Source organism: Mycobacterium sp. IS-1556, assembly GCF_001499985.1.
Lineage (GTDB): Bacteria > Actinomycetota > Actinomycetes > Mycobacteriales > Mycobacteriaceae > Mycobacterium.
Map to the genome: position 1 here is coordinate 281,122 of NZ_LQIM01000023.1, position 25,728 is coordinate 306,849.

At 67.7% G+C, this 25,728-nt stretch carries 25 protein-coding genes; 17 read left to right on the forward strand and 8 right to left on the reverse strand.

Annotation, left to right across the window (positions count from 1 at the left end; all coding sequences use genetic code 11):
• Positions 1-76 precede the first annotated feature (76 nt).
• The 4 genes from AU187_RS15010 to AU187_RS25690 all read left to right on the forward strand — a co-directional run bounded on the left by AU187_RS15010 (position 77) and on the right by AU187_RS25690 (position 4,276).
• The gene (locus AU187_RS15010) at positions 77-1,138 is read left to right on the forward strand and encodes an alpha/beta hydrolase fold domain-containing protein (protein ID WP_059097985.1); all 1,062 of its coding nucleotides are present in this window, start codon (positions 77-79) and stop codon (positions 1,136-1,138) included.
• A 41-nt stretch (positions 1,139-1,179) separates the two neighbouring features.
• Positions 1,180-2,580, forward strand: coding sequence for a cystathionine beta-synthase (locus AU187_RS15015; protein WP_059097984.1), 1,401 nt, complete (start codon positions 1,180-1,182; stop codon positions 2,578-2,580).
• A 116-nt stretch (positions 2,581-2,696) separates the two neighbouring features.
• Positions 2,697-3,263, forward strand: coding sequence for an RDD family protein (locus tag AU187_RS15020; RefSeq protein ID WP_059097983.1), 567 nt, complete (start codon positions 2,697-2,699; stop codon positions 3,261-3,263).
• A 20-nt stretch (positions 3,264-3,283) separates the two neighbouring features.
• Entirely contained in the window at positions 3,284-4,276 is a 993-nt protein-coding gene (locus AU187_RS25690) for a DUF2189 domain-containing protein (protein ID WP_059097982.1), read from the forward strand.
• A gap of 13 nt (positions 4,277-4,289) precedes the next feature.
• Here AU187_RS25690 and AU187_RS15030 read toward each other — a convergent pair whose 3' ends face one another.
• Entirely contained in the window at positions 4,290-5,462 is a 1,173-nt protein-coding gene (locus AU187_RS15030; protein ID WP_059097981.1) for an acyl-CoA dehydrogenase family protein, read from the reverse strand.
• 55 nt (positions 5,463-5,517) lie between these two features.
• On the opposite strand from AU187_RS15030, the gene AU187_RS15035 reads away from it, so the two are divergent.
• The gene (locus tag AU187_RS15035; RefSeq protein WP_059098415.1) at positions 5,518-6,666 is read left to right on the forward strand and encodes a cystathionine gamma-synthase; all 1,149 of its coding nucleotides are present in this window, start codon (positions 5,518-5,520) and stop codon (positions 6,664-6,666) included.
• 11 nt (positions 6,667-6,677) lie between these two features.
• Here AU187_RS15035 and AU187_RS15040 read toward each other — a convergent pair whose 3' ends face one another.
• From AU187_RS15040 to AU187_RS15050, 3 genes are all read right to left on the reverse strand, one after another.
• On the reverse strand, positions 6,678-7,340 hold the full coding sequence (locus AU187_RS15040) for a GOLPH3/VPS74 family protein (protein WP_059097980.1): 663 nt from the start codon (positions 7,338-7,340) through the stop codon (positions 6,678-6,680).
• A 105-nt stretch (positions 7,341-7,445) separates the two neighbouring features.
• Positions 7,446-7,940, reverse strand: a complete 495-nt coding sequence (gene greA, locus AU187_RS15045) for a transcription elongation factor GreA (RefSeq protein ID WP_059097979.1) — start codon at positions 7,938-7,940, stop codon at positions 7,446-7,448.
• Between the two features lie 253 nt (positions 7,941-8,193).
• Positions 8,194-8,616 carry a DUF4307 domain-containing protein gene (locus AU187_RS15050; RefSeq protein ID WP_059097978.1) on the reverse strand — a complete coding sequence of 141 codons (423 nt, stop codon included), beginning with the start codon at positions 8,614-8,616 and terminating at the stop codon, positions 8,194-8,196.
• A 113-nt stretch (positions 8,617-8,729) separates the two neighbouring features.
• Between AU187_RS15050 and mca the strand changes: the two genes are divergently transcribed.
• The 4 genes from mca to AU187_RS15070 all read left to right on the forward strand — a co-directional run bounded on the left by mca (position 8,730) and on the right by AU187_RS15070 (position 12,394).
• Entirely contained in the window at positions 8,730-9,599 is an 870-nt protein-coding gene (gene mca, locus AU187_RS15055; RefSeq protein ID WP_059097977.1) for a mycothiol conjugate amidase Mca, read from the forward strand.
• Positions 9,596-9,880: a hypothetical protein gene (locus tag AU187_RS15060; protein WP_059097976.1), complete on the forward strand. Its 285-nt coding sequence runs from the start codon at positions 9,596-9,598 to the stop codon at positions 9,878-9,880. Before mca ends, AU187_RS15060 begins: the two co-directional genes overlap by 4 nt.
• A gap of 128 nt (positions 9,881-10,008) precedes the next feature.
• Positions 10,009-12,012, forward strand: coding sequence for a thioredoxin domain-containing protein (locus AU187_RS15065; RefSeq protein WP_059097975.1), 2,004 nt, complete (start codon positions 10,009-10,011; stop codon positions 12,010-12,012).
• A 10-nt stretch (positions 12,013-12,022) separates the two neighbouring features.
• Entirely contained in the window at positions 12,023-12,394 is a 372-nt protein-coding gene (locus tag AU187_RS15070; RefSeq protein WP_059097974.1) for a nuclear transport factor 2 family protein, read from the forward strand.
• A 7-nt stretch (positions 12,395-12,401) separates the two neighbouring features.
• On the opposite strand, the gene trhA is transcribed toward AU187_RS15070, so the two are convergent.
• Complete coding sequence (trhA, locus tag AU187_RS15075; protein WP_059097973.1) at positions 12,402-13,142, reverse strand: PAQR family membrane homeostasis protein TrhA; 741 nt, start codon at positions 13,140-13,142, stop codon at positions 12,402-12,404.
• A gap of 55 nt (positions 13,143-13,197) precedes the next feature.
• On the opposite strand from trhA, the gene AU187_RS15080 reads away from it, so the two are divergent.
• The 4 genes from AU187_RS15080 (at position 13,198) to AU187_RS15095 (ending at position 16,401) form a co-directional block, all read left to right on the forward strand.
• The gene (locus AU187_RS15080) at positions 13,198-13,989 is read left to right on the forward strand and encodes a (2Z,6E)-farnesyl diphosphate synthase (protein ID WP_059098414.1); all 792 of its coding nucleotides are present in this window, start codon (positions 13,198-13,200) and stop codon (positions 13,987-13,989) included.
• Positions 13,990-14,029: 40 nt separating this feature from the next.
• A complete protein-coding gene (locus AU187_RS15085) occupies positions 14,030-15,382 on the forward strand; it encodes a hypothetical protein (protein WP_059097972.1) in 1,353 nt (450 codons plus the stop codon).
• A 75-nt stretch (positions 15,383-15,457) separates the two neighbouring features.
• On the forward strand, positions 15,458-15,883 hold the full coding sequence (locus tag AU187_RS15090; protein WP_059097971.1) for a hypothetical protein: 426 nt from the start codon (positions 15,458-15,460) through the stop codon (positions 15,881-15,883).
• Between the two features lie 107 nt (positions 15,884-15,990).
• A complete protein-coding gene (locus AU187_RS15095; protein WP_059097970.1) occupies positions 15,991-16,401 on the forward strand; it encodes a hypothetical protein in 411 nt (136 codons plus the stop codon).
• A 27-nt stretch (positions 16,402-16,428) separates the two neighbouring features.
• Here the strand turns inward: AU187_RS15095 and coaA are convergent, their stop codons facing one another.
• Positions 16,429-17,367 carry a type I pantothenate kinase gene (coaA, locus tag AU187_RS15100; protein WP_059097969.1) on the reverse strand — a complete coding sequence of 313 codons (939 nt, stop codon included), beginning with the start codon at positions 17,365-17,367 and terminating at the stop codon, positions 16,429-16,431.
• A 30-nt stretch (positions 17,368-17,397) separates the two neighbouring features.
• Between coaA and AU187_RS15105 the strand changes: the two genes are divergently transcribed.
• The 4 genes from AU187_RS15105 to phoH2 all read left to right on the forward strand — a co-directional run bounded on the left by AU187_RS15105 (position 17,398) and on the right by phoH2 (position 22,533).
• On the forward strand, positions 17,398-18,603 hold the full coding sequence (locus tag AU187_RS15105; RefSeq protein ID WP_059097968.1) for a hypothetical protein: 1,206 nt from the start codon (positions 17,398-17,400) through the stop codon (positions 18,601-18,603).
• Between the two features lie 44 nt (positions 18,604-18,647).
• Positions 18,648-20,111 (forward strand): glycine hydroxymethyltransferase, encoded by a 1,464-nt coding sequence (locus AU187_RS15110; protein WP_059097967.1) that lies wholly within the window; start codon positions 18,648-18,650, stop codon positions 20,109-20,111.
• 50 nt (positions 20,112-20,161) lie between these two features.
• Positions 20,162-20,989, forward strand: coding sequence for an acyl-ACP desaturase (locus AU187_RS15115; protein ID WP_059097966.1), 828 nt, complete (start codon positions 20,162-20,164; stop codon positions 20,987-20,989).
• 230 nt (positions 20,990-21,219) lie between these two features.
• Positions 21,220-22,533, forward strand: a complete 1,314-nt coding sequence (gene phoH2, locus AU187_RS15120) for an RNA 5'-3' helicase PhoH2 (RefSeq protein WP_059098413.1) — start codon at positions 21,220-21,222, stop codon at positions 22,531-22,533.
• Positions 22,534-22,539: 6 nt separating this feature from the next.
• Here phoH2 and AU187_RS15125 read toward each other — a convergent pair whose 3' ends face one another.
• Together AU187_RS15125 and AU187_RS15130 are read right to left on the reverse strand one after the other, a co-directional pair.
• Positions 22,540-22,782 (reverse strand): hypothetical protein, encoded by a 243-nt coding sequence (locus tag AU187_RS15125; protein ID WP_059163317.1) that lies wholly within the window; start codon positions 22,780-22,782, stop codon positions 22,540-22,542.
• Between the two features lie 80 nt (positions 22,783-22,862).
• Positions 22,863-25,646, reverse strand: coding sequence for a helix-turn-helix transcriptional regulator (locus AU187_RS15130; RefSeq protein WP_059097965.1), 2,784 nt, complete (start codon positions 25,644-25,646; stop codon positions 22,863-22,865).
• Positions 25,647-25,728: the final 82 nt, after the last annotated feature.

The window sequence follows — 25,728 nt, forward strand, 5'->3', positions numbered from 1 at the left end:
AAGCTATCGGGTCACGCTCAGAAAATTAGGCGTACTCGGCACTACAACGGCTTGTACGTTGGAGGGAGTGGTTGTCATGACCGCACCGAGCAAGGTGAGCCATGCTCACCATTCACGGGTATTGCCTGGTCAGTCACGTAAACCCCGCAAGTTTCCGGTCAGTGACGGCGCGCCCGTCGAGGTTGTCGAAGACGGTCCCAGCCTGGCCGGACGGCTCACGGCTCTGGCCGCGCTGCTAACTGTTCGGCCCACTTTAGCTATCGGAAGCTATGCTCCGAGACTGCCCTGGCCATGGGGTTTGGTGGATTTCGCGGCGCGTATCGCGCGGCCGGCGCCCGGCACCGTGCGCGCGACGATCTCGTTGTCTAACTGCACCGCGCAGCTCGTCCGAGCGCCCGGTGTGCTGCCGGCTGACGGCAAGCGCGGCGTCATTCTCTATATGCACGGCGGGGCGTTTCTGACCTGCGGGGTGAACTCGCACGGCCGGCTGGTGCAGGCGCTGTCGGGCTACGCCGACTGTCCCGTGCTGGTGGTCAACTACCGGATGATTCCGAAGCACTCGGTCGGCATGGCGATCGACGACTGCTATGACGCCTACCAGTGGCTTCGCCTGAAGGGCTACGAGGCCGACCAGATCGTGCTGGCCGGTGACTCGGCAGGTGGTTACCTGGCGCTCGCCCTTGCCGAACGACTGCAGCGGGACGGCCTAGAGGGTGAGGTGCCCGCAGCGATGGTGACGCTGTCGCCGCTCTTCGAGATCGACAACGAGACCAGGGCCAACCACCCGAACATCCGCAGCGACGCGATGTTCCCGCCGCGGGCGTTTTGTGCGCTGGTCGATCTGGTGAAGGAGGCCGCGGGCAGGCATGTGACCGACGGCAACCCCGAGGAGGTCTACGAGCCGCTCGACCACATCGAACCCGGGCTGCCCCGCACGCTGATCCACGTGTCGGGGTCCGAGGTGCTGATCAGTGACGCTCGCAAGGCCGCGCGACGGCTGGCGGCCGCCGGCGTGCCCGTCGAGGTGCGGGTGTGGCCGGGACAGATGCACGTGTTCCAACTTGCGGCGCCCATGGTGCCGGAGGCAACCCGCTCATTGCGTCAGATCGGCGACTACATCCGAGAGGCCACCTGGTAACCCAGCTGGTAACGGGAAACGCCGCCTGACACGATGGAGTCATGCGCATCGCCCGGCACGTCAGTGAGCTCATTGGCAATACCCCTCTGGTTCAGCTGAACTCTGTTGTCCCCCAGGGAGCCGGCACGGTCGCGGCCAAGATCGAGTACCTCAACCCCGGCGGCAGCGCCAAGGACCGGATCGCAGTCAAGATGATCGACGCCGCCGAGGCGAGCGGTGAACTGAAGCCCGGCGGCACGATCGTCGAGCCGACCTCGGGCAACACCGGGGTGGGGCTGGCGCTGGTCGCCCAGCAGCGCGGCTACAAATGCATCTTCGTCTGCCCGGACAAGGTCAGCGAGGACAAGCGGAACGTGTTGCGCGCCTACGGCGCCGACGTGGTGGTATGCCCGACGGCGGTGCCGCCCGACCATCCCGACAGCTACTACAGCGTCTCCGACCGGCTCGTCGAGGAGGTCGACGGCGCATGGAAACCCGACCAGTACTCCAACCCGATGGGCCCCGAGTCGCACTACGAGACCACCGGCCCGGAAATCTGGGCCGACACCGAGGGCAAGGTGACCCATTTCGTGGCCGGCGTCGGCACCGGCGGCACCATCACGGGCGCGGGACGGTACCTGAAGGAAGTGTCCGGCGGAAGAGTCCGGATCGTCGGCGCCGACCCGGAGGGTTCGGTGTACTCCGGCGGCACCGGCAGGCCGTACCTCGTTGAGGGCGTGGGCGAGGACTTCTGGCCCGCCGCTTACGACCCCGCGGTTCCCGACGAGATCATCGCGGTCTCGGACGCCGACTCGTTCGAGATGACGCGGCGACTCGCCCGCGAAGAGGCGCTGCTGGTCGGCGGGTCCTGCGGCATGGCCGTCGTCGCCGCGATCAAGGTGGCCGAGCAGGCCGGCCCCGACTCGCTTGTGGTCGTCCTGTTGCCGGACGGCGGAAGAGGTTATCTGTCAAAGGTTTTCAACGACGATTGGATGTCTTCGTACGGGTTTCTGCGCAGCCGGCTGGACGGTTCGGTGGAGGAGTCGACCGTGGGCGAGGTGCTGCGAGGTAAGTCGGGGGCGCTACCGGACCTGGTGCACACGCACCCGTCGGAGACCGTGCGCGACGCCATCGGGATCCTGCGCGAGTACGGAGTCTCGCAGATGCCCGTCGTCGGCGCAGAACCGCCGGTGATGGCCGGGGAGGTCGCGGGCAGCGTGTCGGAACGCGAACTGTTGTCCGCGGTTTTCGAGGGACGGGCCAAGCTCGCCGACGCGGTGGCCGAGCACATGAGTCCACCGCTGCCGCTGATCGGCGCCGGCGAACTGGTCAGCGCTGCAGCGAAGCAACTTCGCGAATGCGACGCAGTGATGGTGGTCGAAGAGGGCAAGCCGGTCGGCGTACTGACTCGCCACGATCTACTCGGATTCCTCTCCGACGGCAGTAGACGCCGCGTCCGCTAGCCGCTCACCGGCGTTCGGTCACGGGGTCACGTTCCGGTCAGAAAACCCTGCACAAGATCACTTCTCAGGTAGGGTAAGCACGCTCGTTTCAGCTAGGACACAGACTGGAAGCGTTCGTGACCGATGCACCGCCACCGCCGAGGGGTGGCTCAGCGCCACCGCCAGAGGGAGGTGCGTCCTTCGTCGACGATGGCCCGGGGACGGTTCTCCCGACCGAGGCCTACACCGAGTGGTTCACCCGGGTGGTGGCGTGGCTGATCGACTACATTCCGATCCTCTGCCTACTCGGTATCGGGTGGGGTGTGCTGGTCGGAACTCAGGAAACGGATTGCCTCACCGAGGTTTCCGGGTACGACCTGAGTGAATCCTGCGCGACGGGCGCGTCCACCGTCGGCCTGTTGACGATCGGCATCACCTCGATTTTTGCGCTGGTCTACGTGATCTGGAACTACGGCCACCGCCAGGGCACCACGGGCTCCAGCATCGGCAAGTCGATCCTGAAATTCAAGGTCGTCAGCGAAAAGACCGGCGAACCAATCGGTTTCGCGATGTCGATCGTCCGGCAACTGGCCCACGTCATCGACGCCGTGATCTGTTATATCGGTTTCTTGTTCCCGTTGTGGGACGCCAAGCGGCAGACGATCGCCGATAAGATCATCGGCACCGTCTGCTTACCGTTGTAGTAATCAACCGGGAAGGCCACATGTCCGATCAACCGCCCCCTCCGCCGGGCAACAACCCCCCGCCGCCGCCGGGAGGATATCCGCCACCGCCCCCGCCGGGGGGCTACCCGCCGCCACCGTCGCCGGGGGGTTACCCGCCGCCTCCGCAGCAGGGCGGCTACCCGCCGCCACCCACGGGTGGTTACCCGCCACCGCCGACGGGCACCGGATACCCGCCACCGACGGGCGGCTATCCACCGGCCTGGGGTCCGGGATCTGGTGCAGGGCAGCAGGCCAACGTGGGCGACAGTTTCAACTGGGCGTTCGGCAAGTTCAAGGAGAACGCTGCGGCGCTGATCGTCCCGATGCTGGTCTACGCCCTGATCATCGGGGTGCTCTCCGCCATCGTCGTCGGCCTCATGTTCGCCACCGCACCGGACTCGGTGACCACGTACGAGTCCTCCGAGTACGGATTCGAGTACGAGACGAGTTCGTCGCTCGGAGGGACCAGCATCCTGGTCCTCATCGTCGGCTCGCTGGTGGGGTTGGTGGTCATCGCCGCGATTCACTCGGCGTATCTGGCAGGTGTGCTCGACATCGCGGACGGGCGACGGGTGACGATCGGGTCGTTCTTCAAGCCGCGCAACGTCGTCAGCGTCATTCTCGCGACGCTGATCATCGGCATTCTGACGGCGATCGGCCAGATCGTGATCATTGGCAGTCTCGTCGTAGGACTCTTCGCGGTGTTCGCCATCGTCGCCATCGTCGATCGCAACCTCTCACCGATCGACGGCCTCAAGGCGAGTTTCGCAACCGTGAAGGACAATTTCGTACCCGCGCTTCTCACGTATCTGATGGTTGCGGTCATCACGTTCGTGGGCGCGCTGCTGTGCGGCATCGGACTGCTGGTTGCCGTCCCCCTGGCCGAGCTGTTCTTGGTGCATGCGTGGCGCAAGCTCAGCGGAGGTCAGGTCGCCGAGCTCAACCCGCAGCCCCTGCCGCCGGGGCCGCCGCCGCAGACCACCCCGCAATAGGTTCAGCAGAGGCTCATCGGAAGGCGCTGACACCGGTCAGCGCCTCTCCGATGACCATCTGGTGCACCTCCGAGGTGCCCTCGTAGGTCAACACCGACTCCAGGTTGTTGGCATGCCGGATCACCGGGTACTCCAAAGTGATCCCGTTGGCGCCCAACAGCGTTCGGCACTGCCGGGCGATCTGGATCGCTTCCCGCACGTTGTTGAGCTTGCCGAAGCTCACCTGCTCGGGCCGGATCCTGCCCTCGTCCTTCAGCCGGCCCAGGTGAAGGGCCAGCAACTGCGCCTTGCCGAGTTCGACTGCCATGTCGGCGATCTTGGCCTGGGTCAGCTGGTAGGCCGCCAGCGGTTTGTCGAACACCTCGCGGCTCCCCACGTAGTCCAGCGCCGTCTGTAGACAGTCCCTGGCCGCGCCGACGCTGCCGAACACGATGCCGAACCGCGCCTCAGAAAGGCAGCTCAGCGGTCCCGACAACCCGCGTGCGTCGGGCAGTTTCGCGTCGGCCGGCAACCGGACGTCGTCCAGGTGCAGTTCCGAGGTGACCGAGGCCCGCAGCGACAACTTGTGTGTCATGTCGGTGGCGGAGAATCCGGGCGTGCCGGCGGGCACCAGGAACCCGACGATGCCTTCATCTGCTCGCGCCCACACGACCGCCACGTCGGCGACCGAGCCGTTGGTGATCCACATCTTCGACCCGTTGAGGATCCAGTCCGTGCCGTCCTGCTTCACGGTCGTGCGCATCCCCGCCGGATTCGACCCGAAATCGGGCTCGGTCAACCCGAAACATCCGATGGCCTCGCCGGCCGCCATCGCCGGCAGCCACTGGTTGCGCTGCTCCTCGCTGCCCCAGCGGTGGATGGCGAACATCGCCAGCGAGCCCTGCACCGAGACCAGGCTGCGCAGACCACTGTCCACGGCCTCGAGCTCCTGGCAGACCAGGCCGTACGCCGTCGCCGTCGAGCCGCCGCAGCCGTAACCCTTCAGGTGCATCCCGAGCAGCCCGAGCTCACCGAAACCCGAGGCCAGCTCGCGGACCGGTACCTGACCGGTCTCGAACCACTCTGCGATGTACGGCCGCAGCCGCTGTTCGCCGAACCGGCGCACCGTTTGGCGCAGCTCGACGTCCTCGGGCGACAGGTATGAATCCAACTCGAGCAGATCGTCGAGGCGCGTAGGGGGGTTCATGGTCCATGTCTACACCGGTCCGCGCGCACCGCCGGCGTCGCTAGGCTGAGCGGTGATGACCGAGAACAGAAGGCAGGGCCTGTCCACCAAGGCCATCCACGCCGTCCGCCCCGACCTGACCACCGGGGCGGTCAACGCGCCGATCTATGCGAGTTCGACGTTCGCGCAAGACGGCGTCGGCGGATTGCGCGACGGGTACGAGTACGCCCGGACCGGCAATCCCACCCGGGCGGCGCTGGAGACGTCGCTGGCCGCGGTCGAAGCGGCCACCTACGGGCGCGCGTTCGCGTCCGGTATGGCCGCCACCGACTGCGCGCTGCGCGCTGTTCTGCGGCCCGGCGATCACGTCGTGATGCCCGACGACGCCTACGGCGGAACCTTCCGGCTGATCGACAAGGTGTTCACCAAATGGGGCATCGACTACACCGCCGTGTCGCTCGCCGACCTCGACGCCGTGCGTGCGGCGGTCACGCCCAGCACCCGGCTGATCCTGGTCGAGACGCCCACCAACCCGTTGCTGTCGATCGCCGACATCGCCGGGATCGCCCAACTCGCGGCGACATCGAACGTGAAAGTGTTGGTAGACAACACATTCGCTTCGCCGGCGCTGCAGCAGCCGCTGCTGCTGGGGGCCGACATCGTGCTGCACTCCACCACCAAGTACATCGGCGGGCATTCCGACGTAGTGGGCGGTGCGCTGCTGACCAACGACGAGGAACTCGACTCGGCGTTCGCCTTCCTGCAGAACGGCGCGGGCGCGGTCCCCGGCCCGTTCGACGCCTACCTGACCTTGCGGGGGTTGAAGACGCTGGTGCTGCGCATGCAGCGGCACAGCGACAACGCGGCGGTGCTCGCCGAGTTCCTCGACGGTCATCCCGCGATCGAGACCGTGCTCTACCCGGGGCTGCCCGCCCATCCTGGACATGAGGTAGCGGCCAGGCAGATGAGCGGGTTCGGCGGCATGATTTCGGTGCGGCTGCGCGGGGGAGCGGACGCGGCGCGTAAATTCTGCTCGCGGACAGAGGTTTTCATCCTCGCCGAGTCGCTGGGCGGCGTCGAGTCGCTGATCGAGCATCCCGGTGCGATGACCCACGCCTCCACGGCCGGTTCGCAGTTGGAGGTGCCCGACGACCTGGTGCGGCTGTCGGTCGGTATCGAGGACGTCGCGGATCTGCTCGCCGATGTGGAGCAGGCGCTCAGTTAGCCGCGCAGAGACTACGTCAGCGCCCGGCGCAACGCCGACGCGGTGATCGCCAGGTTCACCTCGGGCAGCCCGGTCGGGTACTCGTCGACCCAACTGCCCAGTGAGATCTCGCCCGCCCGCGCGTGTACCCACCGCCATCCGCGGTCGTTGAGGCTCAGCAGCGCACCCAGTCCGTCGACCGCATGCAGCAGCGAGATGATCGCCGCCGTCGTAGGACTGGGTGGCCTACGGTCGAACAGTGCCGACAACAGTGCCGAACGGGCCAGCCCGGCGCGGTCACGGTTGATCAGTGGCCACGCGAACTCATGGCCGAATCGCTTGTCCGGCAACGGGACACGCCGAATCTGACCGGTGCGCTCCAGCTGGCCGGCGATGTGGCTCTCGGTGTGCTTGGCCAGCCGCTTCACCGCCGTTTTCGGGCGCAGCGGGCGGTGCCGCAACAGTTGGAACGCCGGTTCGGCGACCGGGTCTATCGCGCCCGCCACCGCAAGCGCGATCAGGTGGCCGCGTTCGACCGCCTCACCGTCGACCGACGGCCGGATCCGGCAGGCGTGCGCCAGATCGAGCAGAACCGCGGCAGACAACACCCGCTCGCGGCGGTGACGCTCCAGAACCGGCTGCGCGGACGCGTTGTCGATCAGCAGGAGGAACAGGTCCTCGGCGATCTGCGCCATGAGCGGATGCTAAACCGCACCGCGCCGGGGCGCGTATCCAGCCGGGGCGCGTGGGCGCGTATCCAGCCGGGGCGCTGGGGCGCGTATCCAGCTGGGGCGCCTGTGTCAGGCGTGGTAAGGCTCGGCCTCGAGCAGCTTCACCTTGACCGTGCTCCCGCTGGGCACTGTGTACGTGCGCACGTCACCGACCTTCGCGTCGATCAGCGCCTCGCCCAGCGGCGACTTGGGCGAGTACACCTCGAGTTTGCCGTCGCTGATGCCCTCCTGGCGGGTGGCGATCAGGAACGTCTCCGTGTCGGTCTCGTCGTCCCCGTACTGCACCTTGACCACCGAACCGGGCAGCGCGACGCCGGACTGCTTCGGTGCCTCGCCGACCTTGGCGTTGTTGAGCAGCTCCTGCAGCTGTCGGATTCGCGCTTCCTGCTGACCCTGTTCCTCACGGGCGGCGTGGTAACCGCCGTTCTCGCGCAGGTCGCCCTCTTCACGGCGGTCGTTGATCTCGGCGGCGATGATCGGCCGGTTGGCGATCAGCTGGTCGAGCTCCGCCTTCAACCGGTCGTATGCCTCCTGCGTCAGCCAGGTGACCTGCGTGTCGGTCATGTCGTCGCGCTCCTGTCGTCGTTGCTCTCGCGCACTTCTCGCGTAAGAAGTCTTGTGGGTGCGGCGCCGGGAGCTTGACGTGTATTGCCGCGTTCATCAGGTATTAATCAAGAGGCTTGATCAGCGCACCAAATGCAGCAATACACGGCCCCAGCGGGAACCGTGTACTCGAACCATGATAGCACCGTGAAGACCGCGGTTCGTCACGTATTCGCAGTTCGCCGTTTGTTGTGCCCCACGAATCATCGTGATCTCAAGGGCTCACCAGATATGGCGGCACATCGGTGCCGCAGCCGTAAATATCGCCGATGACGGGTTGCCGGGTGGCCTTCACGGGCGCAGTCACCTGCACGGTCGTTTGCTCCGACGGGGGCACCAGCACCTCGCGTCGGCCGGTCTCGGCGCCGTCGATCGACCGGGCACGGACGATGCACACCACCGGCCGAGACGGGTCCTCGCGGGTGACGCTGATCGTCACCGAAACGGTCTCATCGTCGATGAGTCGGTACGCGCTCAGCTCACCCGTGACGTCGTCGCTGCCGAACCGGCCGAACGCAACGATCGCCACCGCGACACCGGCCGCCAGCGCGAGCACCGTGAACCCGACGGCGACCCATCGGCGGTGACGGCGGGACAGCCGCTGGCGCCCATAGCGCTCGGCGGGACGCTCGATCATCTGGTTTTCTGGGCTCCCCGTCGGATAGATCTACAGAACTGGAACTATAGGGCTGTCCCGATGGGTTGTTATCCCCCGGAGACGACGGATCGCGATTAGTAAGGCAGAACAGGTTGAGCGAACTGCGGTTGATGGCCGTGCACGCCCATCCGGACGACGAGTCCAGCAAGGGCGCCGCCATGATGGCCCGATACGCGGACGAGGGCGTCCGCGTGCTCGTGGTCACGCTGACCGGGGGCGAGCGCGGCGACATCCTCAACCCCGCCATGGACCTGCCCGAGGTGCATGGCCGGATGGCCGAGATCCGGCGCGATGAAATGGCGAAGGCCGCGGAGATCCTCGGGGTGGAGCATCACTGGCTCGGTTTCGTCGACTCGGGACTGCCCGAAGGCGACCCTCCCCCGCCGCTGCCCGACGGTTGCCTGGGCGTGGTGCCGCTCGAGCAGCCGGCCGAGGCGCTGGTGCGTGTAGTGCGCGAATTCCGCCCGCACGTCATGACCACCTACGACGAGAACGGCGGCTATCCGCACCCGGATCACATCAGGTGCCATCAGGTCTCGATGGCCGCCTACGAGGCCGCGGGTGACTATCGGCTGTTCCCCGACGCCGGCGAACCGTGGAATGTCCAGAAGCTCTACTACACCCACGGTTTCCTGCGGCAACGAATGCAACTGCTGCAGGACGAGTTCGCCAAGCACGGTGAGGTGGGCCCGTTCGAGAAGTGGCTCAAGCACTGGGATCCCGATCACGACATCTTCGCCAAGCGGGTGACCACCCGGATCGAGTGCGCCAAGTACTTCGCGCTGCGGGACGACGCGCTACGCGCCCACGCCACCCAGATCGATCCCAACGGGGACTTCTTCCGCGCGCCGATCGAATGGCAGCAGCGGCTCTGGCCGACCGAGGAGTTCGAGCTGGCCCGCTCCCGGGTGCCGGTCTCGCTGCCGGAGGACGACCTTTTCGCCGGGATCGAGGACCGATGAACCTCATGCTCAACGTCGTCCTGCTGGCGCAGGACCAGCCGCGCGAGACCGGTCCGGATTTCGGCAAGGCAAGCCCGCTCGGCCTGCTGGTCGTGGTGCTGCTGCTGATTGGGACGTTCCTGCTGGTCCGGTCGATGAACCGGCACCTGCGCAAGGTGCCGAAGTCGTTCGAGGCGCCCAGCGCGGAGGCGGATAGCACCGTTGAGCCGCCGATTGAGTCGAAGGCGCCGAGCGAATCCGACGCGCCGCCCGACGAACCCAAGCGTGAGCCCGGCGGCTGAGGGTCCTTTGGACTCCAAGGGGTTGATTACTCGCACCTGATGCGGGCAATCAACCCGTTAGGGCTCAATGCGGCGCTGACAGTGTCGAGCCCACGATCGAGGAGCCGTCACCGGGAAGGCGTTGAACGATCACGAACAGCCTCGCGCGGGCCACCAGCCCCTATCTGCGCCAGCACGCCGACAACCCGGTGCACTGGCAGCAGTGGACGCCCGAGGCGCTGGCCGAGGCGGCCAGTCGCGACGTGCCGATCCTGCTGTCGATCGGTTACGCCGCGTGCCACTGGTGCCACGTGATGGCGCACGAGTCGTTCGCCGACACCGAAGTGGCTGCGGCGATGAACGACGGGTTCGTGTGCATCAAGGTCGACCGCGAGGAGCGCCCCGACCTCGATGCGGTGTACATGAACGCGACCGTTGCCCTGACCGGACAGGGCGGCTGGCCGATGACGTGCTTCCTCACCCCCGACGGCAGGCCGTTCTTCTGCGGGACGTACTACCCCAAACGCACCTTCCTGCAACTGCTGGCCGCGGTGAGCGACACCTGGCGTAACCGTCGCGGCGAAGTGGAGGAGGCGTCGGACAAGATCACCGACGAGCTGCGGTCGATGGCGTCCGGCCTTCCGGGTGGCGGGCCGCCGATGCAGCCGGCGCTGTGTGACCATGCCGTGGCCGCGGTGCTGCAGGACGAGGACGTCGTACGTGGCGGCTTCGCCACCAATCCGTCCGGCGCACCGAAGTTTCCGCCGTCTGCGTTGCTCGAGGCGCTGCTGCGCAACCACGAACGCACCGGCGACGTCATGCCCATGGAGACCGTGGAGCGCACCTGTACCGCGATGGCCCGCGGCGGCATCTACGACCAGTTGGCGGGCGGGTTCGCCCGCTACAGTGTCGACGCGTCCTGGGTGGTGCCGCATTTCGAGAAGATGTTGTACGACAACGCACTGCTGCTGCGCGCCTACGCCCATTGGGCGCGGCGCACGGCGAATCCGTTGGCGCGCAAGGTGGCTGCGGAGACGGCAGCGTTCATGATCGATGAGCTCGGTGCCGATGGCATGTTCGCCTCGTCGCTGGACGCCGACGCCGCCGGGGTCGAAGGCCTGACGTACGTGTTCACCCCGGCGCAGCTGGCCGAAGTGCTTGGTGACGACGACGGACGTTGGGCCGCAGAACTTTTCGAGATCACCGAGACGGGGACATTCGAACACGGCGCCTCGGTGCTGCAGTTACCCCGCGACCCCGACGAACCGGAACGGTTCGCCAGGGTGCGCGCGGCCCTGCTGGCGGCCAGGCTCACCCGACCGCAGCCCGGTCGTGACGACAAGGTCGTCACCGCGTGGAACGGTCTGGCGATCACCGCCCTCGCCGAAGCGGGTGTCGCGCTCGACCAGCCTGAATTCCTCGACGCCGCAACGCAATGCGCGCATGCCGTCTGGAATCTGCACATGGTCGACGGTAGGTTGCGACGGGCGAGTCTCGGCGGCCAGGTCGGCGACAGCGCGGCGATCCTCGAGGACCACGCGGCGCTGGCCACCGGACTGCTGACCTTGCACCAGATGACCGGTGCGACGCTGTGGCTGGACGCGGGACTGACGCTGCTGGACATCGCGCTCGAGCACTTTGCCGACCCCGACCGCCCAGGGCGCTGGTTCGACACCGCCGACGACGCCGAGGCGTTGATGGTGCGGCCCGCGGATCCGCTCGACGGCGCGACGCCGTCGGGCGCGTCGCTGATCGCCGAGGCGCTGCTCGTGGCCGCCCACCTCGCTCCCGCCGAGCGGGCCGACCGTTACGCCGCGGCGGCCGAGGCCGCCCTGGCGGCCGCCACGCCGATCCTGACCCGGCTGCCGCGCTCGGGCGGGCACTGGCTCGCCGTCGCCGAAGCGGCCGTGCGCGGGCCGCTTCAGATCGCGGTCGCGTGCGAGCCCGGACACTCGGAGCTGTTGGCGGCCGCGCGCCGACTGGCCCCCGGAGGAGCTGTCGTCGTCGGCGGGCCGGTGAACTCGTCGGAGCTGCTGATCGGCCGCGACCGCGTCGACGGGGCCGACGCCGCCTACGTCTGCCGCGGCCGGGCCTGCGACCTGCCGGTCACGACCACCTCGGAACTGGCTGCTGCATTGAGTGCGTCCGTGTAGCGTTCGGCGCATGTCGACGCCGGAGGACAACGCCAAGACCGTCAACCGCTACCTCGAGCTGGCCGCCCAGGGCAAGGCCGATGACGTCGCCGAGCTCTACGCCGACGACGCGACCGTCGAGGACCCGGTCGGCGGTGAAGTGCACATCGGCCGCAAGGCGATTCGCGGTTTCTACGATGCGCTTCCCACGATGGGCGCCCAGGCCGACGTCGTCACGCTGCGGGCGCTCGGCAACGAGGTCGCGTTCTACTGGGCGCTCACGATCGATTTGGGCGAGAACAAGATGCGCATCGAGATCATCAGCGTGATGACCTTCAACGAGGACGGCAAGATCGCGTCGATGAAGGCCTACTGGACGCCGGAGAACGTCAGCCAGCTCTGAGTGAGGGCTAGAAGACGGCGAACCACATCGCGATGTAGTGGCAGATCGCCGCGACCGCGGTGCACGCGTGGAAGAACTCGTGGTGGCCGAACACCGACGGCCACGGGTCGGGCCACTTGAGCGCGTACAGCACGCCGCCGATGCTGTAGAGCGCCCCGCCGACGATCAGCAACACCAGCGCGGCGACGCCCGCGCCCTGGGTGATCGGGCCGACGAACCACGCCGCCACCCAACCGAGCAGGATGTAGAGCGGCACGCCCACCCATCGCGGCGCCGACGGCCAGAAACACTTGAGCAGCACGCCCGCGATCGCGCCGCCCCAGACGATCCAGAACAACACCATGCCGTCGCCCGACGGCAGCGCCAGCAGAGCGAACGGCGTGTAGCTACCCGCGATGAACACGAAGATCATCGAGTGGTCGAGGCGCTTCATCCACTTGCGCGCGGTATCCGACGTCCAATGCACCCGGTGGTAGGCACCGCTGACGGTGAACATCGCCACGATCGTCAGCGTGTAGATCAACGTCGCGATCCCGGCGCGGGTGGACTGCACCGACCACGACACCGACACCAGCGTGGCGCCGCATATCGCCGCGATCACCGCGGCGTAGACGTGGATCCACCCGCGTAACCGGGGCTTGCCGATGAAATTGGCGACACCGTCGACGACGGCTTCCGGGAGGTCCTCGGCAGGGCCGTGCGGCCGTGCGGACCGGTCGGAATCGGTGGCGTCGATGGATCGGGTCATGTCACCTCCACTAATGCCATGGGGGTTTGTGAACCTCACAGTAGTCTGGATCCTCGTGGAGCTCATTCCGCCGCGCCTCAAAGAGCCGGCCTACCGGCTGTATGAGCTGCGGTTGCGCCAGGAGCTGGCGCGGGCCAAATCCCAACTGCCGCGCCATATTGCCGTGCTCTGCGACGGCAACCGTAGATGGGCACGTGACCTTGGCCACGATGACGTCAGCGTCGGTTACCGGATGGGCGCCCGCAAGATCGCCGAAATGCTGCGCTGGTGCCAGGCCGCGGGCATCGAGATGGCCACCGTGTATCTGCTGTCCACCGAGAACCTGCAGCGCGCTCCCGACGAACTGTCTCCGCTGATCGAGATCATCACCGACGTCGTCGAGGAGATCTGCGCGCCTGCGAACCATTGGAGCGTGCGCACCGTCGGTGACCTCGAGCTGATCGGCGAGGAGCCCGCCCGGCGGCTGCGTGACGCGGTCGAGTCGACCGATGCGGGACCGGGTTCTTTCCATGTCAACCTCGCCGTCGGCTACGGCGGGCGCCAGGAGATCGTCGACGCCGTCCGGCAACTGCTCGGCAAGGAACTGGCCAACGGTGTCTCCGGGGAACAGCTGATCGAAGCAGTCACCATCGACGCGATCTCGGAGAATCTCTACACCTCGGGACAGCCCGATCCCGACCTCGTCATCCGGACATCGGGGGAGCAGCGGCTGTCGGGCTTTCTGTTGTGGCAGAGCGCGTATTCGGAGATGTGGTTCACCGAGGCGTACTGGCCGGCATTCCGGCGGGTCGACTTCCTGCGCGCATTGCGGGACTACACCGCGCGCCATCGTCGCTATGGCATGTGATCGGCTCAGCCGATGTGGGATGTGATGGGACACTGAACCCATGGCTGCGCTGTCGGCGGTGGTGTTCGCGCTCAGCTGGTGGTTGGGCCTGTACCTACTGGCGCGGGACCCGCGCAAACCCGAGCTGGTCCTGGCCGCGATCGGGCTGACCAGTTTCGCGGCGGTCGTCGCGCTGGACGCCGTGCGGACGACGAGCGGCTCCGACGTGCTCAGCCGCATCGAGATCTACCTTGTCGCCGTGCCCGGCGTCGCGTGGTTCGCGGTGCTCCTGGAGCTGTCCCGGCCCCGCGACACGTGGCGCAGCCGCGCGGGTGAGATCGCGCTCGTCGCGGGCGTCGCCGCGGTGGCCCTCACCGGCGCCGCAATGGCCGGCAGCGTCGACGGTCCGGTGCGCCTCGGGCACTGGGTGATGTTCGCCGCGATCTCACTTTCGGTGTTGGGCGCGATGATCAACGCGGTGCTACGCCGGTGGCAGCCCGGCCCGGTGTTGGGTTTCGTCGTCATCGCGACGCTGTTCTTCGCGTTGGGCAACGCGATCCTCGTCATCCCGCTCGGCCTGGTGCCGAGCTGGGTGGCGTTGGCGTCCACCGGGTTCGACGTCGCACTGCTGGGAATCGCGGTCGCCATCGGCGACGCGTTCGACGAGGGGCAGGCGTTGCGTGCCGACATGCTGCGCTCCTTCGCCGCAACCGCCGTGGTCGCGGTGCTGTTCGGCGGCCAGGCGCTGATCGGACTGGCCGTCACGGGGCACGACATCGCGCTGACGGTGCTGCTGTTCACCAGCCTGGGCATCGCGATCGCGATCAACGTGCTCGCCGATCCGCTCGCCGGCGTCCTCGACCGGTTGGCGTTCTCCCGGTCACCCGCCCTGCGCGCCGATCGCGCCGCCCTGCGCCGCACCGAGGCGGCGCTGCCGCTGCGGTCGACCAACCCACTCGACGGCATCGACGACGACACCTTCGCCCGGCTCACCCGGCGCGCGCTCGGCCATTACGGCGACCTGTCCAAGCTCGTCGCCAGCCCGTTGACCGCCCTGCCGATCATCGACGAGCGCCTGGCCGCCCGCGGCGCGCCGGATCAACCGCTGGAGCGTGCCAACGAACTCAAGGCGCTGCTGGCCGACCGCATCGCCCGGCTCAAACCGCGCGACGGCGGCGAGTTCGGCACCACCGAGCAGTGGCGGCACTACAACTCCCTGTATTTCCCGTACGTCGTCGGGGTGCGGGCCTACGCCCAGAACGCCACGCCCGCGGGGCTCGACCCGGTGGCGCGCCAAGCCTGGCAGTGGTTCGTCACCGAGGTGCCGCAGCGGTCGCTGCACAACTGGCAGAACGCCGCCGCGCGGTTGATCGCCGCCGACCTGCGCGGCAACCTGGTCGCCGCCCCAGACTGACCGCCACCTGCGGTTGGCAGTAACTGGCAGCGTTCTGCGTCGATCTGGCAGCGGTATCCGCGCATCGTCGGTGACATGACCACCACCACAACTACCCGTCCCCTCCGGGACCCCGGCGATGAGATCGCCGCCGACGCCCTGCTGCGTTTCGCGCTACGGGCCGACGCGACGCTGTGCGCGGGCATCGGACTGGTCGTCGCGATGGCCGCCGACCCGCTCTCGAGAGTGTCCGGTCTGTCGGCCACCAGCGAGTGGATCGCCGGCGCCGCGCTCGTCGGCTACGGGGCCGCGCTGTTTCTGGCGGCCGGAGTGCCCGACGTCCGGCGCGTCGGACTCGGCGTGCTCGTCGGCAATGTCGTGTTCGCGGTGGTGATGGGCGGGGTGCTGGTCGCCGGCTGGCTGCCACTGACGGAACTCGGCGTCGCCGGCACCGTCGGATTCACCGCCGTCACCCTCGCCTTCGCCTACGCCCAGTACCTCGGGGTGCGTCGCCTGACGTGACCCCCTCATGACTGGTCCGGAGCCGCCGTCGTAAGAGGTTGCGGCGTCGGCTCCGGAACGGTCCCTCACTACCCCACCAGATAACCCACCAGAAAGGAATCGCACCGATGACCGCACTGAGCACTCTCAGACTGAACGAGTCGACCGACTCACTGTTGCGCTTCGCCATGCGCGCCGACGCCATCCTGACCGGCCTGGCCGGGATCGCCGGGCTGCCGCTCGCCGGCTGGCTGGCCGAGACGTCGGGCACCACGATCACCTTCGAGTACGCGATGAGCGCTTTCTTCATCGCCTACGGGTTGGCTGTGCTCGGCCTCGCGGCGCTGCCCTCGGTGAAGCGGGCAGGCATGGCGGTGATCGTCGCCAACGTCGTGTACGCCGTCGCCGCGGTGGTGCTGGTCGTCTCCGACGTGTTCCCGCTGACGACGATCGGCGTGGTGCTGACGCTCGCGACCGGTGTGTACACGCTGGCATTCGCCGAGCTGCAATACCAGGGCTGGCGCCGAATCAAGCGGTAGGCGAACGCGTCTGCCCGCGCGTGGCAGCTACAACTTGCGCAGCCGCAACCGGTTGATCGAGTGGTCGGCGTCCTTGCGCAACACCAGCGTCGCGCGCGGTCGGGTCGGCAGGATGTTCTCGATCAGGTTCGGCCGGTTGATGGAATGCCAGATGTCGCGGGCGGCGAACACCGCCTGCTCGTCGGTGAGCGTCGCGTAGTGGTGAAAGTGGGAAGCAGGATCGGCGAACGACGTCGACCGCAGGCCCAGAAACCGGTCGATGTACCACTGTTCGATGTCGTCGATGCGGGCATCGACATAGACCGAGAAGTCGAACAGGTCGGACACCATCAGCGTCGGCCCCGTCTGTAACACGTTGAGGCCCTCGAGGATCAGGATGTCCGGATGACGGACGATCTGCTTTTCACCCGGCACGATGTCATACAGCAGATGCGAATACACGGGCGCACACGCGTATTCCGAACCGGACTTGACCGTCGTGACGAACCGCATCAGCGCACGACGGTCGTAGCTTTCGGGAAAACCTTTGCGGCCCATCAAGTTCCGGCGCACCAACTCGGAATTCGGATAGAGGAACCCGTCGGTGGTGACCAGATCGACCCGCGGATGATGTTCCCAACGGGCCAGAAGTGCCTGCAGCACACGGGCCGTCGTGGATTTGCCGACCGCGACGCTGCCCGCAACGCCGATGACGAACGGCACCGGCCGGTCCGGATTCTGCTGAGGCTCACCGAGGAACTCGGCGGTCGTCGCGAACAACCGTTGGCGCGCGGCAACCTGAAGGTGAATCAGCCGCGCCAGCGGGAGATAGACCTCCTCGACTTCGAGCAGGTCGATCTTTTCGCCGATACCGCGCAGCTTCTTCAGCTCGTCCTCAGTGAGCTTCAGCGGAGTCGACATGCGTAGATTCCGCCACTGACTCCGGTCGAACTCCACATATGGGCTGGGTTCACTCAGCCGCGCCATGCGCTCAGTCTTGCATTTACCGTTGAGACCATGATCGCCAGCACCTCAGTTTCGGCAGTCCGGGAGTATCTGCTGCTCGGTTTGCGCTTCGACCGGGTGGAGGAGGGCTACGTCGACTCATTCACCGGCGATCCGGCGCTGCGGCGCGCGGTGGCCGCCGAGCCGCCGCCGGATCCCGCCGACTTGGCCCGGCAGGCCGAGCGGCTGCTGGCGGAGCTGCCCGCGGGCCTCGACCAGCAGCGGGCCGACTACGTCGCCGCCCATTTGCGCGCTCTCGCCTGCGCCGGCCGCAAGTTCGCCGGCGAGGACGTCGGCTTCGTCGACGAGGTGCAGGCGTACTTCGATGTGCGCATCAGCAAGGGCGATCCCGAGCAGTACCGGCAGGCCCATCGGCGACTCGACGAAGTGTTGGGCGGGACCGGTTCGCTCGCCGACCGGATGCAGGCCTACCGGGCAGGGGAGGAGATCCCGCCCGCCCGCCTCGAGGAGTGCATTCACGCGTTCTCCAGCGCGCTGCGCGACGGCGTGCGTGCGGAGTATCCGCTGCCCGACGCCGAGACCGTCACCTATGAGGTGGTCACCGACAAGCCGTGGTCGGGCTTCAATTACTACCACGGGGATTACAAGTCGACCGTGGCCGTCAATGCGGACCTCAGACAGCAGATGTCGAACCTGCCGCGGCTGGTCGCCCACGAGTCCTATCCCGGCCACCACACCGAGCACTGCCGTAAGGAGGCGGGTCTGGTCGAGGTCAGGGGCCAGACGGAGCAGACGATCTTCCTGGTCAACACCCCCCAGTGCCTGATGGCCGAGGGCCTGGCCGACCTCGCGCTCTACGCGGCGATCGGCCCGGACTGGGGCGCGTGGGCCGGCGAGATCTACGCCGACCTGGGGCTGCGGTTCGACGGCGACCGCGCTCAGGCGGTGTCGGAGGCGGCATCGGCGCTCGCGGAGGTGCGGCAGGACGCCGCGCTGATGCTGCACGACGAGCACCGCGACGTCGATGAGGTCGTCGAGTTCCTCAAGCGGTGGCTGTTGGTCAACGACGAGCGCGCCCGCCAGATGTTGCGGTTCTTGTCCTCGCCGCTGTGGCGCGCCTACACCAGCACGTACGTCGAGGGCTACCGGCTGCTGCGGAGTTGGCTGGACGCCAGGCCCGACCACGTCAGCTTGACCCAACGGTTCGGGACGCTGCTCGACGAGCCGCTGATCCCATCGGCGCTGCGGGCTGCCTGAGGCGGGGTGCCGTTCGCGAGAGCAGCGGAAAGTAGGCTAGCCCCATGACTGCAGACCCCGTGACCTCACACGCTGGCGCTCCCGGCGCGGAGTACGCCGAGACCGCGAGTGCCGCCTACCGGGCCGCGCTGCAGGTCATCGAATCCGTCGAGCCGCGCATCGCGGCGGCGACGCGCAAAGAGCTTGCCGACCAACGGGATTCGCTCAAGCTGATCGCCAGCGAGAATTACGCCTCGCCGGCGGTGCTGCTGACCATGGGCACGTGGTTCTCCGACAAGTACGCCGAGGGCACGATCGGGCACCGGTTCTATGCGGGCTGCCAGAACGTCGACACCGTCGAGAGCCTCGCCGCCGAACACGCCCGTGAACTATTCGGAGCGCCGTACGCCTACGTGCAACCGCACTCCGGTATCGACGCCAACCTCGTTGCGTTCTGGGCGATCCTGGCCACCCGCATAGAAGCACCCAGCCTTGCCGAACTCAATGCCAAGCACGTCAACGAGCTGTCCGAACAGGACTGGGAGACGTTGCGCAACAAGCTCGGCAACCAGCGGCTGTTGGGAATGTCACTGGACGCCGGCGGCCACCTCACCCACGGCTTCCGGCCGAACATCTCCGGCAAGATGTTCCACCAGCGCAGCTACGGCACCGATCCGGGCACCGGTTTTCTGGACTACAGCGCGGTGGCCGAAGCCGCCCGCGAGTTCAAGCCGCTGATCATCGTGGCGGGGTACTCGGCCTATCCGCGGCGCGTCAACTTCGCCACGATGCGCGAGATCGCCGACGAGGTGGGTGCGACGTTGATGGTCGACATGGCGCACTTCGCGGGCCTCGTCGCGGGCAAGGTCTTCACCGGCGACGAGGATCCGGTGCCGCACGCGCACGTCACCACCACGACGACCCACAAGTCGCTGCGCGGGCCGCGCGGCGGGATGGTGCTGGCCCAGCCGGAGTTCTCCGACGCCGTCGACAAGGGCTGCCCGATGGTGCTGGGCGGACCGCTGTCGCACGTGATGGCGGCCAAGGCCGTCGCGCTTGCCGAGGCCCGCCAGCCCGCGTTCCAGGCGTATGCGCAGCGCGTCGCCGACAACGCGCAGGCACTGGCGGACGGCTTCCTCAAGCGCGACGCAGGGCTGGTGACTGGCGGCACCGACAACCACCTCGTGCTGCTCGACGTCACCTCGTTCGGCCTGACCGGCCGGCAGGCCGAGTCCGCACTGCTCGACGCGGGCATCGTCACCAACCGCAACTCCGTGCCGGCGGATCCGAACGGCGCCTGGTACACCAGCGGCATCCGTCTCGGCACGCCGGCGCTGACCACGCGCGGGTTCGGCGCCGACGATTTCGACCGGGTGGCCGAGCTGATCGTCGACGTGCTGTCGAACACCGAACCCCAGGGCACATCGAAGGCCAAATACACCCTCGCCGACGGCACCGCCGAGCGTGTGCACGCCGCGTCCGCCGAGCTGCTGACCGCAAACCCGCTGTACCCGGGGTTGCAGCTGTAAGTGGCGAGCCGATTTCAGAGAACGTGTGAACTCGGGTTACAGTTACTTTTATGGCACAGAAACCTGTACCGAATGCGCTGATCCTCGAACTCGAGCCGGTCGTGCAGCAGGAGCTGCGTCGTCACATCGATTCCGAGGACCTCTGGTACGCGCACGACTACGTACCGTTCGACCAGGGCGAGAACTTCGCGTTTCTCGGCGGGAAGGACTGGGACCCGTCGCAGGTGACGCTGCCGAAAGACGTCACCGATGCGCTGGAGATCCTGCTCATCACCAAGGACAACCTCGCGAGCTTTCACCGCGAGTTCGTGTTCAGCTTCATCCTCGAGGAGAAGTGGGGCCGCTGGATCGGCCGGTGGACCGCGGAGGAGCACCTGCACGCGATCGCGCTGCGCAACTACCTCGTCGTGACTCGCGAGATCGACCCGGCCGCCAACGAGGACGTGCGCGTTGAGCACGTGATGAAGGGTTACCGCGCCGACACCTACAGCCAGGTCGAGCGGCTGGTGTTCATGGCGTTCTTCGAACGGGCGCACGCCGTCTTCTGCCGCAACCTCGAGGCCAAGATCACCGAACCGGTGCTCAAGCGCCTCATCGGGCGCATCGCCAAGGACGAGGAACGACATGAGGAGTTCTTCGCCAACCTCGTCGCGCATCTGCTGTCGACCAGCCGCGACGAAACCGTCGATGCGATCGCACACCGCGCCGCCGAACTCGACGTCGTCGGCGGCGACATCGACGCCTACGCAGACAAGCTGCAGCGCGTCGCCGAGGCCGGCATCTTCGGGCCCGAGCAGTTGCGCCAGGTGACCGCCGACCGGATCGCCGCCTGGGGACTGGCCGACGAGCCGAAGCTGCGCGAGTTCGCCTCCGCGTAACCGGCCGGTCACCGCACTCGCGAGCAGCGGCGAACACTACGGCGCGCCTGCACGGCGCATGTGCCGCAACGGGAGTAGCGTCGCTTCCGATGGCTAGCGACTTGCTTTGCTGTCCGGGCGGTACCGATCGTTTCGATCACGAAGGGACCGGCCCCGGTCTCAGTGCCGCAGTGTCCGCCGAAGGTTCGTGCGGGGCCGCATGAAGCCAAGTGAGACGCGAGGAGCGCCACGTGACTGAATCGGCCGTTCGGACCTATGTGCTCGATACCTCGGTGCTGCTGTCAGATCCCTGGGCCGGCACGCGCTTTGCCGAGCATGAGGTCGTGGTTCCGCTGGTGGTGATCAGCGAACTCGAAGCCAAGCGTCACCATCATGAGCTCGGCTGGTTCGCGCGTCAGGCACTGCGGATGTTCGACGATCTGCGGCTCGAATACGGCCGGCTCGATCAGCCGATTCCCGTTGGCGTACAAGGCGGTTCACTTCACGTAGAGCTCAACCACAGCGATCCGTCGGTGCTACCGGCGGGGTTTCGCACCGACAGCAACGATGCGCGGATCCTGACCGTCGCGGCCAACCTGGCAGCCGAAGGTAAGCATGTCACGCTGGTGAGCAAGGACATCCCGCTGCGGGTGAAGGCCGGTGCGGTCGGGTTGTCGGCCGACGAATACCACGCCCAGGACGTCATCACATCCGGCTGGACGGGGATGGCCGAGGTGGAGGTCGGCGCCGACGACATCGATGCGCTGTTCGCCGACGGCGAGACGGATCTGGAGGCTGCTCGAAACCTGCCCTGCCACACCGGGATTCGATTGCTCGGCGGCACCTCGCACGCGCTGGGCAGGGTGACGCCGGAGAAGCGGGTGCAGTTGGTGCGCGGGGACAGGGAGGCGTTCGGGCTGCGCGGCCGCTCCGCCGAACAACGGGTGGCGTTGGACCTGCTGCTCGACGAGTCCGTCGGCATCGTGTCGCTCGGCGGCAAGGCTGGTACCGGCAAATCCGCGCTGGCGCTGTGCGCAGGGCTGGAGGCCGTGCTGGAGCGCCGCACCCAGCGCAAGGTCGTGGTGTTCCGTCCGCTGTACGCGGTCGGCGGGCAGGACCTCGGCTACCTGCCCGGCAGCGAGAGCGAGAAGATGGGCCCGTGGGCGCAGGCGGTCTTCGACACGCTCGAGGGGTTGGCCAGCCCCGCGGTGCTCGAGGAGGTGCTGGCGCGCGGCATGCTCGAGGTGTTGCCGCTGACGCACATCCGGGGCCGGTCGTTGCACGACTCGTTCGTGATCGTCGACGAGGCGCAGTCGCTGGAGCGCAACGTGTTGCTGACCGTGCTGTCGCGACTGGGCGCGGGGTCACGCGTCGTGCTCACCCACGATGTCGCCCAGCGCGACAATCTGCGCGTCGGCCGGCACGACGGCGTCGCGGCGGTGATCGAAAAGCTCAAGGGCCATCCGTTGTTCGCCCACATCACGCTGCTGCGCAGCGAACGCTCGCCGATTGCCGCGCTGGTGACCGAGATGCTGGAGGAGATCAGCCCCGGCGCGCTGCCGTGATGGCTCTCAGCGATCGGTAGCGCGCCCAAGTCCCTGGCGGTGGCGGCTACTGCGGGCCAGGTACCAGCCGGCGGCCGCCGCCCCACCCAGCGCCACCACCCGATCGGCGCGGTCGCCGCGCGGCAGGTCGAGCAGCGACACCAGGCCCAGCACCGCGAACCCGGTGCGCAGAGCGGGCTGGCTGGTGGCCGTCGTGACCAGAGCGGTGTTCTTGTCGGTCAGGGTCGCGGAAGCTTCGTCGAGACGCACCGGTCCTCCTGTCGATCGGGGTGACGGGGCAGCCATTTGACGGTAAATCTTTCGCCGCCACAGGGGAATAGGGAATTTCCCTATGCCCCGGTCGATGTTTCGGGCGCGTGCGGCCTGCCGAGGTGCCGGCCCAGCTCCGCCCGCGACCTGATGCCGAGTTTGCGGTAGATGCGGGCAAGGTTGGCCTCGACGGTCTTCGGGCTGATGAACAGCGCGGCCGCGACGTCGCGGTTCTTCATCCCCGATGCGGCGAGCTCGGCGACCCGCCGCTCGGACGGCGTCAGGTCGCCGGTGCCGTGTCGTCCCACGCTCGAGAGGGAAAGCTCGGCGCGGGCCCGGGCCGCCCACAGCGGGATGTTCAGGCGCTCGAATATCTCCACTGCTTCCTGCAGGTGCGCCGACGCCGACTCCTTCCTGCGCTGACGACGCTCGAGCCGGCCCAGGGTCAGCAGCGTCCGCCCGCGCTCGAAGGGCATCGGCAGGTCCTCGTGTGCGGTCATCGCCTGCCGCGCCGCGTCGTGGGCGCCGTCGAGGTCGCCGCGGGCGGCCAACAGCATGGCGCGCGACCGTGCGCCCACCGCGAGCATCCACTGGCGGTTGAGCCGGCGGCCGTTGTTCTCCAGCGCTGCGATGAGCGGCTCGGCCTCGGTGAGGCGGTCCAGTCGGACAAGCGCCTCGACGGCGTCCGGCAGAAAGGCGGCATTGGGCAGTTCGGTCGGCGTCTTCTCCGGATCGAATTGCGTCAGCATCGGCTGCAGCGCGGTCACCGCGGCCTGGTAGTTGCCCAGCGACACCTCGAGGAAGCCCAAAGCGGCCAGCACCCGCTGCGCCAGCCGGAATGCCCCGGTGCGCCTGGCACATTCGAGGGCGTCGTCGATCGCTTGGCGCGCGGCGTCCTCCTGGCCGGCGAACGCGGTCAGCTGTGCGCGCAGGCTTTGGGTCAGGAACTGCGGGGTGTCGCCGCCGATCTGCCGCGCCTTCTCCAGCGCGTCCTCGGCGACCAGGTTGGCCCAGACGAAGTCGCCCCGCCAGATCGCGTTCGTCACCACATGCTGCGAGACGAACACGTGCTCGCCTTCTTCGCCCTTCTCCAGGCAGCGGGCCAGGATCTTGTCCAGCTCCTCGCGCGCCTCGTCGAGCCGGCCGGTCCATTCCAGCAGCAGCGCGTGCTGCACGGCGGGCCGGAACACCAGCGGTGTGTAGGCCTCCGGGTCCTCCAGCTCCAGCGCCCGCCGCAGCAACTCGTCGTCGTAGCCCTCGCCCGCGGCGAACCGCATTATGACCAGCATCCCGAGCGCCATGCCGAGCAAATGCGGGTTGTCGACGCCCGCGGCGCACGCGACCGCCTCCTCGGCGGTCGCAACGCCCTTCTGCAAGTCGTTGCCGTGAAACAGCGTGTAGGCCAACGTGATCAGCGTCTGTACCCGCAGCGCGCGGTTGTCATGGTCTTCGTCGAGCGCGTCGCACAGCAAGCGTGTGCCTTCGATGAAGCCCTCCCCGTAGAGCCGCACCACGGCCAGGCGGCTCAACGCTTCGGCGCGCAACGTGCCTGGCGGCAGGTGCTCGATCGCCTCCTCGAGGACCGCAGCCGCCCGTTCGGAGTTCCCGGCATCGAAGTGGTGCAGCGCCGAGCGCAGCCGCCGCTGCGGGGTGTCGCCGCCGAGTCTGATCGCCAGGTCCATCAATTCGGCCGCCGCCGCTGGCGCTCCGCGCACCCGCGCCGAATCCGCCGCCGTGTCCAGCGCCCGCAACGTGATCTCGTCGCCGCGGGTGGCAGCCAGCGCCAGATGCCTGGCCCGCAGCTCGGGCTCGTCGACGATCTCGGCGAGCCGGCGGTGCATCGACCGGCGCTGACCGGGCGAGGCCTGGGTGTAGACGCCCGTCGCCAGTAGCGGATGGGCAAACCGGATCCGGTTGCCGTCGATCGCGACAATGCCTTTGCTCTCGGCCGTCTCCAACAGATCGACGAGCCGGTCGTCGTCGCCCGTCGTCGCTTGCGACACCAGTTCCACCGTGGGCACGGCCAGGCACGCGGCGGCGAGCAACGCGTCGTTGACGTCGGTGTCGAGGCCGTCCAGCCGGGCACGTACCACGTCGGTCAGCGTTTGGGGCAGCGACGGATCGATACCCGAAGAGCGTTCGTCGATCGAGCGGGCCAATTCGATTGCGTAGAACGGGTTTCCACCCGAGACCCGGTGGATCCGCCCGACCGTGGGGCGGGAGAACGGCCGTCGCAGCCGCATGGACACCGCGGCATGAAGGTCTTGAACGCTCAACGGGCTCAACCGGATTCGATGGACCGCCTCGGGCCGCGGCAGCTGCAGCCAGGCGGTGCCCGCGCCATCGCCGGAATCAGTCCGGATACTGGCCAGCAGTCCCGTGGGCCCGGTGAGCCGGCGCGCCGCGAACGCGAGCACGTGCACGCTCGACGGGTCGAGCCACTGCAGGTCGTCGATGGCCACCAGGACGGGCTGCTCGTCAGAGATTCGCTCGAGCACCGAGAGGAACGCCGCGGCCACCGCCCGTTGGTCGGTCACCGCATCGTTGTCTGCGCGCAGCAGCACCTGATCGAGCGCGAGGCGTTGAGGGGTCGGCAAGTCGGCCCAGGCGCCGGTGTCTGCGTCGTCGAGCAGGTCCGCCAGAGCGGTGTAGGCGAGCACGGATTCGGCGGCCGTCGCGCGCGTGGAGAGGACCCCGAAACCGCGCTGTCGCGCCTGCTCGACGGCGGCCGACCACAACGTGGTCTTGCCGATCCCGGCCTCACCCTCGATCAGCAGCGCCGACGGGCCGACATCCGCCGACTCCAGGAAGGTGGCGACGGCGCGCAGATGTGTCGACTGGCCGATCACGACGTCCCTCGGCATGTCCCCCAGGATCGCAGCTGCTCACAGCCGATCGAGATACTTCGGCTGAGCGTCCCTATACCCGTTGGTGTCGGGGTTCACC